We start from the raw sequence: 12,084 nt of genomic DNA, 5'->3' as shown, positions 1-12,084 counted from the left end.
CTAACGGGGCTCAGCACGTTCGTAGGTAAATCCGTACCATATCGCCTCTTGTTCTGACTGTCGTTTGGGGATGATTTCATCAATATTTCCAATCACACTTTTGAGATAAACCAACCAGTTGAGTGCCTCTATCTTTGAAAGAAAGGGACCAACTTCAGTGAGAGAACCTGTCTCGCCGTAATGCTGGGTTACATATTCTTTTAATTTGCCAGGTTCCTGAGTGATGCCGATGATGATTTTCACGTTCAAAGTCTCCGGAAATGTAAAAACATGAGAAGCGACCTGCAGAGGGGCACAGCAACATATGTGCCACAGATGTCGTGTCAGGCTAAATTGGCTGGCGTGGATTTTTTTTATTCGTATAAACAGTTTGTTAGGTCGTATCTTCTCGGAAGCTTTTCACTTCTTTTGCAGAAGAAAAAGCTGAAAAAGGGCGCTGCTTACTATGGAGCGGGGCAGTATACCCCAACCGGAAAATAATTTTGAAGAAGCCTCAGGTAGATTGTTGATTCGGCTGCATGCAACAATTATGTGGGAGAGAAGAATTAGCCAGAGAGTGTGCCGCAAAAAAGCATATCTCTATGATTTTAATACGTCCCTGTGGATTAAATGACGAAATATCAAGGTGTTGTTATTTTTGTTGGCGGGGTCTGTATCTTAATTATCAATAAAAATGATTTGTTTCTCCATTAAAAATTAACAGACGAGGGAGGTGGGAACCATATACTTTTGCATGGTTTTGAAAGAAGAAAAAAAAAATCGGCAGGATATCGATGCGGTTGGGACATTTCACCCCGCAGAGGCAAAATGCCCCAATAGTGATAGGCGTCGTCGCTAATGGACTATTTCTTGCCACAATCAATGCTGCCCCGGATCGGGGTTAAGGCGAGGTCCTTTGTATTTGCTTCTACGAAACAAATGTTACAGCTTCTTTTGCTCCTCATATCGCTGTAGCTTGCGGTAAAGTGTTTTTCGGTCTACCTGGAGGATTCGAGAGGTTAAGGTTCTGTTGCCGCCTGTGGTTTTCAGTACATGCATTATATAGCGTCGCTCCATCTCTTCCATGGAGATCAGTTCCATTGGGTCTTGATCTCCTACAAGAATATATTCATTTTTAAAGAGGCGTATTTTTTCAGGTAAATCTTCCGGTAAAATTTTTTCAAAACAGGTGAGGGCTACTGCATGCTCTATGGCATTACGAAGCTCACGAACGTTTCCGGGCCAGGAATAATCAAGGAGTTTTGCTGCGGCGCTATCAGCAATGCCGGTGACTGCTTTACTTTGTTTTAAAGAAAAATGTTTAACGAATTTTCGTGCTAACAGCAGTATGTCTGTCCCTCGCGAACGTAGCGGGGGCATTTCAAGTTGAATGACATTGAGTCGGTAAAACAAGTCTTCTCTAAACAGACCATCTTCGACGGCTGATTCAAGGTCTCGATTGGTTGCAGCTATTATTCGGACATTAAAAGGCCGTTCAGTTGTGCCGCCGACCGGTCTGACGCATCGCTCCTCTAGGGCTCTGAGCAGTTTCGGTTGTAAATCCAGCGGAATCTCACCAACTTCGTCAAGGAACAACGTGCCGCCATCTGCTTCAAGAAAGAGCCCTTTATTGTACGCACCGGCATCCGTAAATGCTCCCTTTTTATGACCGAATAGTTCACTCTCAAGAAGCTGTCCCGGCATGGCCGCACAGTTGATAGTTATCAGGGGGTTGTTTTTTCTACGACTGTGGGTATGCACTGCCCTGGCAACAAGCTCCTTACCGGAACCACTTTCACCTGTTATCAGAAGAGAAGCTTCGGAATCGGCAATACGGCTTAGTTGTGTAAAAAGCTTTTCCATTGCCGGACTTTCACCAAGAAGATTGTCAAAATGAAGGGGTTGCTTGGCGGCATTACTCAGCTTTTTCACGGTTTGCTGTAGGTTTCTGTATCGCACCGCCCGCTTAAGCGACATTGTGAGAATATCGAGGTCCAGCGGCTTGGTGACGAAATCATACGCACCTGCCCTGATAGCAGCTATGGCCGTATCCATGCTGCCGAAAGCAGTCATAATGATCACAGGTATATCAGGTAAATCGGCGACAATGGAGGTGCAGATATCCAGTCCGTTCATGTCCGGCAGATTAATGTCTGCGAGAACCACGTCGGTAGTATGTAGATCAACGGCATCCAGCCCTTTTGTACCTGAAGTATAGGTTGTTACCGAAAAACTCCGTCGGCTGAGGCCGGCGGTGAGCAAATCGCACATGTCCTGATCATCTTCGATCACAAGAATATTACCGCTCATTTGTTGTCGTCCTTTAAGGGGAGGTAAACAGAAAAACACGCACCGTTGAGCACGCTACTTTCAACATCAATCCAGCCACCGTGTTCTTCAACAATTCCATGCGCGATGGACAACCCAAGGCCCGTACCTGTGCCAATGGTTTTGGTTGTGAAAAATGGTGTAAAAATGTGTTCCAGGTCTTCTTTGCAGATGCCTTCACCTTCATCCACAATTCGTATTTTTAAAAAGCATTGGAGGGGGCGATATGCACCTTGAGGTCCGGAAAGCATTTCGTTGCTCACATAGACTGAGACGGTTCCGCCATCCGGCATTGCCTGAACACTGTTCATCAGCAGGTTGATCAGAACCTGCTGGATTTGAGAACCGTCAACACTCAGTACTACCTCTGTTTCTTCGTCCTTGCTTAAGGCAAAGGTTACTTGTTGTTTGCTGCTCATTGGATGAAGCAACTGAAATATCTGCTTTATAAGTATAACTATATTTTCCGAAGCTATATGTTGCTTAGGCCGCCGCGTGAAGTCAAGCAGTTGTCGGATGATAAGGGTCATTCGTTCAGCCTGACTTTTAATGATGGCTGCGCACTCTTTTGTTTCTTCATCGTTCAATTCTTCGGAGATGATCATTTTGGCCCGTCCATCGACGACGTTGAGCGGCGTACCTATTTCATGGGCAATTCCGGCTGAGATAAGACCAAATGTAGACAGTCGTTCCGTATGTCGAAGCTGATCAAGAGTTTTCAGGCGTGCATCGTATTCAAATTTGATTTTTTCTTTGGCTATGAGCAGGCTTGCACACATCTCATTCATGGTTTTTGCCAAATCAGCTAGTTCATCGGTGCCAATCACTGTATGGTTTCCCCTGAGATCTCCCTGGCCAATGCGTTTTGCCTGCTTGGTGAGTCTGGTTAATGGTATGCGAATTTTATGATGGATAAAAAAATAGAGGATAACCCCACAAAACAGCGCAAGGATAATGGTGATCCTTATGGCACGGATTAACATTCTGCCGGAATAGATCTGGAGGGCGGAAAATGTTTGCCTTAATTCCAGTGCTCCATTTCTCTCCTGGCCTATATCAACTGGAATATAAGTGAACAAAAGTGTTTCACCATTTGGGTCATGAATTTTCAGGGTGGCTTTTTCTTGCAAATTGAGTCTGGTTAGTTGTTCTTGATCGTCAGCTGCTACTGTTACATCGTTGGGAAGGGTATCAGCCCAGACCCAGCGTATGCGCATTGTCCCGGACTTGCCGGCGTCTTCAATAAGTTCCAGTGCTTTTTTTTCACCGCTTTCTTGCCAGGTATGTGCAATCATACCGGAAATACTATTCCCGGTTTGCAATGCATTGGTCACCATGTCTATTTCAAATTGTTTGACTTCAACCAGGAAACTCAGATATTCATCGATTCCAATGAGAAGGATCATTCCCACAAGAAGAGAGCCGAACAGGTGGTAGAAAAGCTTCATAGGGTTCTATTGTGTAATCGCAACCCACTGCTATGATTCGTCGTGGGCCACTAGGTTATGCGCAGTTTAGGCTATTAACAAGTGGGAACATTGCGTGAGACAGGTCTCAGATTTTGCTGATGAAAAATAACTGTGGAGCTATTTTTTTTTTGTAACAGGGGTTGTATGTACCACTGGACGTGGCAGAGTACAATATGCAGTTAAAAACGCCGTCTGAAAAAGTATTCTACAAAGCTATTGGATAAAAGTGGGTGGAAAAACAAATTGAAGAAAAAGTTGTCCTTGGAGGCGAAACGGGGCAATCATTTTTATTGGTCTGTCCAGGTAAGACTGGAGGTGGATGAACTCACATTTCACTCTATCCGCATAGCATCTCAACTTGCAGTGTCAGTGAAGGTGAACTCTTACATCCATGCTGCCGACAACACCTTTTTTCGGAATATCCGCCGAGATATCTTGGTGCGTATTCTCAGGAATAAGATACGGTTAAAATGCTGTGAAAAATAAACCCGGGCAAATGTAATCGCGACTGCATGACCGGGTTGTTTCCATGATAGAGCTACAGGTTGACAAAATTTGCTACTCTTACATGATTGACTTGTGTGCTCAGTTTTATTTTCTTGTATCTGGAGCGGTTCTACTTAACTTGTTTTGCAGGAAATGTTTAAAGCTCTCATTGGAGTGATTTGGCACACTGTGTTTAAAAAGGCTTTTAATACTCCATCTTTCAGCCTCATCGTATATCTTCCAATGATTTAATATACTTTCATAATCAACTGTAGCCATGACTGTCTCCTTGAAGCGATTGTCAATGTGTTTTTTGGTAATATAATATATATTTTGGGAATGTGTCAAGGGCGATGTTTCTTGGGTACATGTCAGGACCGGGTTGGAATAGAGTGGCAACTGATCGTCTGATCGAAAATTTACCTTCTTTGGAGGTAACTCTCACGGGTACTCCATAGAGCACCTGTGAGAGTTACATTTAATTAATTAAAATCAGTCCTTTATTGACCAGATGGGTACCATTCCTAAAATGGTGAATTCGACGTCAGTGTAGAGATTGTTGTCGTTATGCCCGGCAAGCTTAAGGTCTGTCGTCTCCGGCACCGGAACAAGGTGGGGGAGGCCTAATTTTGAAGAGTTGAAGCTAATCCTTAAAGCACAGGAAAATCGATTGGCCCCGAAATGAGACGGAGAGGATTACGGTGAAACACTCCTTTAATCATACGCTGCTCCCCCTGCTGATCGCTGTTGTCATTGGTGCCTTGGCCGGTTTTTTGGCAGTGGCTTTTCGTTGGTTGATAGGATGGGAACAAAGCTTGCTGTGGCCACCCGGTGCTGATTTTATCGATCAGTACAGTAGTGCTCCCTGGTGGCTGAAAGTGGGTATTCCCGCCGGAGCGGGACTTGTGCTCGGTCCATTGATTCTGCACGTTGCTCCGGAAGCGCGGGGTACCGGTGTGCCGGAGGTGATGGTTGCGATTAACCAGAAAGACGGTATTATCCGTCATCGAATAACCGCCCTGAAAAGCCTTGTAACGGCTGCTTTTATTGCTGCAGGCAACTCGGTTGGCCGGGAAGGACCCACCGTGCAGATTGGGGCATCCATCGGCTCATCCATAACGCAGCTTTTTGGGATGGGGCCGGAGCAGCGCAAACTGGCCATCGCCTGCGGCGCTGCCGCCGGGATTGCCTCTATTTTTCAGGCGCCTATTGCCGGAACCATGTTTGTTGTGGAAATTCTTTTGTTTGATCTGGAGGTGGGCTCTCTTTCCTCCATCGTTATTGCCGCTGTTACCGGCACTGTTGTTTCCAGGTTTTTCTGGGACAGGGAAACACTGTTTGAGATCCCCTTTTTCTACATGGAACAGCCTGTTGAGCTCGTTTTCTACTTCGGCCTTGGTATTGCAGCCGGATTTTTCAGCCTGTTGTTTCTCTGGGCAATTTTTAAAACCGGCGAACTCTGGGAACAGTTGCGCATTCCTCAGTGGCTGACGCCGTGCATCGGCGGCTTTATTGCAGGGTGCATCGGCCTAATGGTGCCGGAGGCACTTGGCCTCGGCCATACAACCATGCATAGCTCCCTGGATGGTTCTCTTCTTCTCTCTGCGGCCCTGATTTTTCTCATCGCCAAACTGATCTGCACTGCAGTCTGTGTAGGCTCCGGCATGAGCGGCGGAATATTCGCCCCCTCCCTTTTTCTGGGTGCAATGCTGGGTTCTCTTTTGGGGCACCTGGGGACCACTGTCTGGCCACATGCGTCGCTGTCACCGAGTCATTTCGCCCTGATCGGTATGGGGGCTGTGGTATCCGGAACAACCCTGGCCCCGATCACCGCTATCATGACCATCTTTGAACTGACCTATAACTATGAGATTATCCTTCCTCTAATGACGGCCTGTATTCCGGCAATTATTGTAGTCCGACTGCTTCATGGTTATTCCATCTATGAAACCACATTGTTGAACCAGGGAATACGAATCGTTCGTGGCCACGACGTCAACCGTCTACGTGCCATCAAAATCAGTGATACCATGATCCGGGAGTTTGAGACCATCCGGACCCACACTCCGCTGCACGATCTGATGGATCTGGTTTTAACCAGTTCCTTTCCCCATTTCGTTGTTCTGGATGCTCAGGACAGGCTGGCAGGAGTGCTTAGCCTGCGGGATGTGCGGGCGGTTCTTCTTGATGACAGCCAAGACAAGGACTGTGTGCTGGCAGCCGATCTGATGAGTAAAAAGGTGGTGACGGTCAGGGAGGATCAGAACCTTGAGGATGCGTTTCACATCTTTTCCAGTCGCCACTTTTCCTTTCTACCGGTGGTGGCAAAGGATGGGCCGAAAAGGGTGGTTGGCTACCTGAAAGAAGGCGATCTGCTCACGACTTATGACCAACATATTTTAAGCGAACAGGTAAAGCCTTCTGCCAGATGGATTTGCAAGTTACCGGAGTGAGTCTTCTCTAAGAAGAGGGGATTTACAGAGGGAAAGCTCTGTTGAGGTGAACAGATATGCTTTTTAGCCCGAATTTCTCATGAACATTGTGCCGATTTTCTAATTGCAAACAATTTCAATATGTTGAATGCAATTGTATGGAGTTGTTAATTTTCACAATGTTCACCAAAGGTCAGTCCATGCGGTACCATCTTCTTCAGTATTTTGGCAGTAAATATAGTCTACTATGATTTACTCCCAAAAACTTTAAACCTGGCACCGCCTGAACTGATGAGAAATCCGGGTTAGAACGTATCTACCCACGGGGTGGTAATTTTTTGATTGCTTATGATTTGTAAGTTCTGATGCAGTTTGAACCAAAAAATAAATCTGTCCCCTTTTTCGCTTTTTCGTGCTGTATTAATAAGCTGATATCTTTCCTGCCTTCTCTCTAGCTCAATCAATCTTTTCTCAACCGAATTGCCCAATGTATACATTTGCTAACAAGGATTGATGGTGGTCCCTGGTTGAAAAACACCACCATGATTGGTGCATATGCACCACCTGGTCAGCCAATTATCAGCACCAACGTCTCCGGTTTTTTTCAGGAATCAACTATTGACAAGGGTTAACAGAACATAAGAGCAAATGGAATAGTATTTGCTCATAGTTGTACATAACTGAACCATTGTGACAGAGATCTGGATAGATCTGTCTCAACAATTGAAGTGTTGTTACATCGTTTTCAAGATCACAAAAGTGCAATCCGATTAAGCGTAACCTGAACTGGAGTAGGTGGCATTTTATCTACTTAATTTCCTGGAAATACAACAAAGGGAGTACGAAATGGTTGATGAAAAGGAGATTCACGACAAGGATTTTCAGTTTGTATTAAAAGAACTACTCAACGCTTATAAGCCGATCTTGGAGGAAGATCTCAAGCGGGCCGAGGAGCCGGAGCGATTGAAGAATGAGGCGCTGGAAAACCCACCGGATTGTGAAGATGAATTGCAGCATGCACAGCGGATTTTCGACCGGTTTTTTACTGATGAGGTTGCCTTCCGTCTGCTTCCGGAAGTAGGGAGAGAACAACTTGGGCCACCGGAGAAATGGCGATGGTGCTTGTTGCACCTTCGGTGCTGTATTATCTTTGGCTGGTTGGTCTGTCGTCGTCCACGAACATTCAGGGCTTTTGTCTATTATCTCCACAGATACTGGTTATGTGTTCGACGGGTATTGGGTACTCCTGTCAGCGACCCTCCAACTCCAGAAGAGAAAGAGGATTTTCAAATATTGGTCAAGGCGGCAGCAGAGGCATACAAGCCTTTCCTGACGGACCAGTTGGCAACGGTGGAGTTTCCCATTGGATTACCTGACGAGTTATTCACCGGTGAGATTGATTGTGACGAGGGAGAGGAGAATACGGCCGCGATCTTTGAACGACTCCTGACCGTAGAGACTGCTGCAGCACTTTTGGGAAAGAAGGCGTTTGAAGAACATCGTCAGGATCCGGCTTTTTGGTTCTGTCGCTGTTATTGTTTATGTGCCATCCGTTTTGGTTGCTGTCTTGCAAGAGCACGCAACTTTATCGAAGTGCTGTACTGTCTGGTGTATTTCCGTCGTTGTCTTGCAGTGTGTTTCAAACCCCTGGAATGCGACATCCTTAAGCCGACGATGAACGCCTGTGAAGAAGAACAATACTTTCCTGGACCGAGTCTCCTGGGAGTTGAAATAGTGGGAACAGCAACAGGGGCGTTCTGCGACCATTACATCTTGGAGTGGAAAGCAGCTGCAGCTCCTGATACATCCTATAGCTCAGTGGGTATCGTCTATCCCGGCGGCTCCCCGGGACCTGGTGCATGCGGCGTTGTCAACTCCACCCTGGGATATCTGACCTTGACCGCAGGCCCGATACCGGATGATGTAACAGTCCGCCTGACAGCCGTGGCGTCCACCGGGGCGAAGTGCACGGATACGGTGGACTTCCAAATTTTCAGACGACGTGTTTGGATCACCAACGTTGATGGTATTCAGGTAGAGTCACCTCCCGGTGTGTTGGATCCTACCGCCCAGTTGGCAACCAGTGGTGAAGTCCGCTCTTTTGGTACGGCATTAAAAATCCGGGGAAGGGCTTGGGTCGGTACCTGTGCGGGCCGTGAGATCAAGCGTTACACCTTGTCTTATCAACCAGGGTTCGTTGTTGATCCGCTTGCGGGTCCGTGGACGCAGTTCTGGCAGGTGGATTATCTTACCCCACTTCAGAGAAAGGAAATACCGGAGCATGAGTTTGACCTTACAAGCTATTGGCGTTACAGCCCTATTTACTTAGGATCACCGCCTTGCGCGGCACCTTCACCCCCTAATTGCGGGATTCCCAAGGACTGGCTGACATCGACACGCTGGTGGTCCGGAAGGGAGGAGCCTGCTATACCGGCCCCAACCCAGTCGTTTCCTGTGGATCCTGAGGTTCCAGGGAATTGGACTGCGCAGCAACTTCCCTTAATGAATAATTGTCAATCCGGAAGGTATACGCTACGGCTCGATGTTGAAGATACCCTGGGTAACCATTACTACGATCTCCAACAGATTTGGTTCGATAACAAGAAAATCCATGGCGAAATCAGCCAGGTTTTTGGCATCCCGGCCTGCGATTCAATCGATCTGAGCACATTTGCTATCAGTAATGGTGATTGTGATGTCCCTTGGCCGGCTGATCTGCTTGGAATTGCGTATGACGAATATATTGAAGAGGGGAATTTTTCCGTACCCAGCGATAACTTCGACAATTACAGACTCTGGATCAGGAAAGATAGCGGGCCGTACTATCCCATTCCTATTCCGGGTCCCGGAGGCCCTCCATGGGGTCCCCCTTATGCAAGTTCATCACGTGTAGGAGACCCTGGAGAAAGGTGTCCATCTGCGGCTCCCCCTCCGGGTGTAATTCCGCCGAAGACTCCGGGGATCCTGGCCTCCCTGGACATGCGTCGACTGGATGCTGTGTGTAATCCCGGAGAACCGACCCTGACCTTGAAGCGGGGTGAGTGTTGCGGCTACATCATAAGACTGCGAGTTCAGGACCGCTCGATTTGTCCCAGCCTAGGTGCAGGCAGACACCGTAAATGGGAGCATTTTCCTGTTTGTATCTGCAACGATCTCCCCAAGGTGGATTAACCATGAGGTTTGTCGATTCACCGTCTCATAAGTAATTACGGATTATGGCTGAACATTGTGGTTGCTGTCCTCGTTACCTGGTGGGTGACTTGGACACCAACCACAGAAGCCGGTGTTTGTAAGTGATGGAGGTATAGAGCAATGGGATGTTGCGGACAGAAAAGAGAGGCCCTGAAAAAGGCCTACGCTAAAAGCAAACCAGCAGAACAAGCCATGGAATCAGCCCAGCCAATTGCAAAGGTGAGTGGGGGAGGGCAGCGTGATTATTCACCGCCGACCCCGCATGCCCCCGCGGTGTCGCTTCGTTATGGAGAACAATCACCGATCATTGTGCAGGGTGCTGTAACTGGTAGGCAGTACCGGTTTTCCGGTACTGATTCGGTGCAATCCATAGATGCGCGTGACGCAGTTTCCCTTCTACGTACAAATTTTTTTCATCAGATATCTTAAAAAGCTTGAACATTCGGTGGAGGAAATCGGCAATGGGGGTAGTTTGCAAGAATGAGTTAATAAAAAATAAATCTGTCCCCTTTTTCCGCAGGTAAAGAAAAAATCATCCGCGACGACCAATATGTTTAAATTATTTCAGGTTGGGTGCACCAACATGGATTGGTACAGGAAAGCTGTGCCTTTAAAAACAAAAAAACTGACCGTATTCTGGTATTCCTATCCTAAGGTTAAGTCCTAATGGTCGAAAATGTTTCGGGCAGTTGAACCAACAAACGATTAGCTACCCGCAGACTGGAAAGAACCGCACTTTCTAAAAGGGGTACCCCCTCAGCAGCGTAGGATCCGCAGAACCAGATTCGTCTGTCAGCCTGCTGGTGTAACTGCTCGAGTAAATCTAAACCAGCCAATGATTGCTCATTGACGACCGGCCGCTGTAAGTTATACTGGGCAATAATGGTGTCTGGCTGAGGCGCAAGCAGAGGGTTGATGGTCTGGATAATTGGTTGGGCAATCTGCCAATCCGGATTAAAGCGGTTCATCCACACGCTGCACATTGTGGCACCCCGGTCCTGAGCAATGATGAGATTTATATGAGCCCAGTCTTCATTATTGACAGGCATCAAGGCCGGATCCTGATGAACGATAATGGGCACGTCGTCATAGCTAAAAGCGCTGAGCATTTTGCATTCAGCCTCGGAAGGGCTGGATAAAAGATCGAGGGCTTGATTAGCTTGAGTGGCCACAATCAGATGGTCAAATATTTCGGCTTGTTCCTGTGTCGTTTCCACCCGCACACCGACCGGTGTTGGACACACAGCACAACCTCCTGTTCGATAGCGAATATCATCAATGCCACGGCTCAAACGCTGTACGACGTCTTGCGTACCAAATTTTGTTTGTAATAAGGGCTGGGCTCCAAATAGATTGAGTAGTGCTTGCAAAATAACAGGAGCCGGGTAAGCATCTATACTCTCATAAGAACATGTGCATACCGTTGAAGCGAGGGTCGGGTAAAGGAAATCGTAGATAAAGGCTCGTGAATAAGCCTTGGATTGCAAATAATCAGCCAGCGTTGTTTGATACGATAAGCCATCAGCCAAGTCCTGCGAAGCGCCAAAGGCAAGCCGGCCGATATCATGCATAATCTGCTTTAGGTGTTCTGTATTATCAAACCCGTCTGGTAATTGAGGTTGATAGGCGACATCCACATTTAGAAAATTAAGTTCACCTAACAAGCTAAAAGATTGCGATGGATCAATGGGGTAAAATACAACCCCCACCTCATGATAAAGATTGACCAGGTTTGGCCACTGAGTAGCATTAAAAATACGGGGTGGCACATCCGTACGCAGGGCGACACCATCCTGTTTGAGAGTCATTGAATGAGCATCCATGCCTAGACTATGATGCTTCTCATAAAGCGTCACTTGGTGTCCAACACGATGAAAAAGCCAGGCCGCACTTAAACCGGCAATGCCGGTTCCAATTATTCCAATTTTCATAAAAATTTCCTTATGATGCTGTAAGTATCCCTCCAGTGATGAGAGAAGCCCTCTGGCAATCCTCTTAGAAACGTATTTGACTAGGGTTAGATACTTGCTGCCCATCACCGAATTTGGCTCTCCCAATCGGCAACCACCACTGAGTATTCCAGAGCAATCCGGCCACTGATTCCAGGGGATTCCGGCCGGTGATTCCATTTCATTCCGGCCACCCATTCCAATTGATTCCGGCCAGGGATTCCATTCGATTCCGGCCATCGTTTTCGG

8 protein-coding genes are annotated in these 12,084 nt (G+C 47.1%); 3 read left to right on the top strand and 5 right to left on the bottom strand.

Annotation, left to right across the window (positions count from 1 at the left end; translation table 11 throughout):
• The 4 genes from JWH17_RS16090 to JWH17_RS16075 all read right to left on the bottom strand — a co-directional run bounded on the left by JWH17_RS16090 (position 1) and on the right by JWH17_RS16075 (position 4,541).
• A complete protein-coding gene (locus tag JWH17_RS16090; protein WP_205223662.1) occupies positions 1 to 243 on the bottom strand; it encodes a hypothetical protein in 243 nt (80 codons plus the stop codon).
• A 678-nt stretch (positions 244 to 921) separates the two neighbouring features.
• On the bottom strand, positions 922 to 2,289 hold the full coding sequence (locus JWH17_RS16085; RefSeq protein WP_205223661.1) for a sigma-54-dependent transcriptional regulator: 1,368 nt from the start codon (positions 2,287 to 2,289) through the stop codon (positions 922 to 924).
• Positions 2,286 to 3,755 carry a sensor histidine kinase gene (locus tag JWH17_RS16080; RefSeq protein ID WP_205223660.1) on the bottom strand — a complete coding sequence of 490 codons (1,470 nt, stop codon included), beginning with the start codon at positions 3,753 to 3,755 and terminating at the stop codon, positions 2,286 to 2,288. The genes JWH17_RS16085 and JWH17_RS16080 overlap by 4 nt, the downstream gene beginning before the upstream one ends.
• A 612-nt stretch (positions 3,756 to 4,367) precedes the next feature.
• The gene (locus JWH17_RS16075) at positions 4,368 to 4,541 is read right to left on the bottom strand and encodes a hypothetical protein (RefSeq protein WP_205223659.1); all 174 of its coding nucleotides are present in this window, start codon (positions 4,539 to 4,541) and stop codon (positions 4,368 to 4,370) included.
• Positions 4,542 to 4,963: 422 nt separating this feature from the next.
• Between JWH17_RS16075 and JWH17_RS16070 the strand changes: the two genes are divergently transcribed.
• The 3 genes from JWH17_RS16070 (at position 4,964) to JWH17_RS16060 (ending at position 10,315) form a co-directional block, all read left to right on the top strand.
• Entirely contained in the window at positions 4,964 to 6,715 is a 1,752-nt protein-coding gene (locus tag JWH17_RS16070) for a chloride channel protein (protein WP_205223658.1), read from the top strand.
• A gap of 774 nt (positions 6,716 to 7,489) precedes the next feature.
• A complete protein-coding gene (locus JWH17_RS16065; protein WP_205223657.1) occupies positions 7,490 to 9,865 on the top strand; it encodes a hypothetical protein in 2,376 nt (791 codons plus the stop codon).
• A gap of 141 nt (positions 9,866 to 10,006) precedes the next feature.
• A complete protein-coding gene (locus JWH17_RS16060; protein WP_205223656.1) occupies positions 10,007 to 10,315 on the top strand; it encodes a hypothetical protein in 309 nt (102 codons plus the stop codon).
• 227 nt (positions 10,316 to 10,542) lie between these two features.
• On the opposite strand, the gene JWH17_RS16055 is transcribed toward JWH17_RS16060, so the two are convergent.
• Positions 10,543 to 11,817: an NAD(P)-binding protein gene (locus JWH17_RS16055; RefSeq protein ID WP_205223655.1), complete on the bottom strand. Its 1,275-nt coding sequence runs from the start codon at positions 11,815 to 11,817 to the stop codon at positions 10,543 to 10,545.
• Positions 11,818 to 12,084: the final 267 nt, after the last annotated feature.

Origin of the sequence: Desulfogranum marinum, assembly GCF_016918565.1 — a bacterium.
Classification (GTDB): domain Bacteria; phylum Desulfobacterota; class Desulfobulbia; order Desulfobulbales; family Desulfobulbaceae; genus Desulfogranum; species Desulfogranum marinum.
This window is presented reverse-complemented; position numbering and strand designations above follow the sequence as displayed.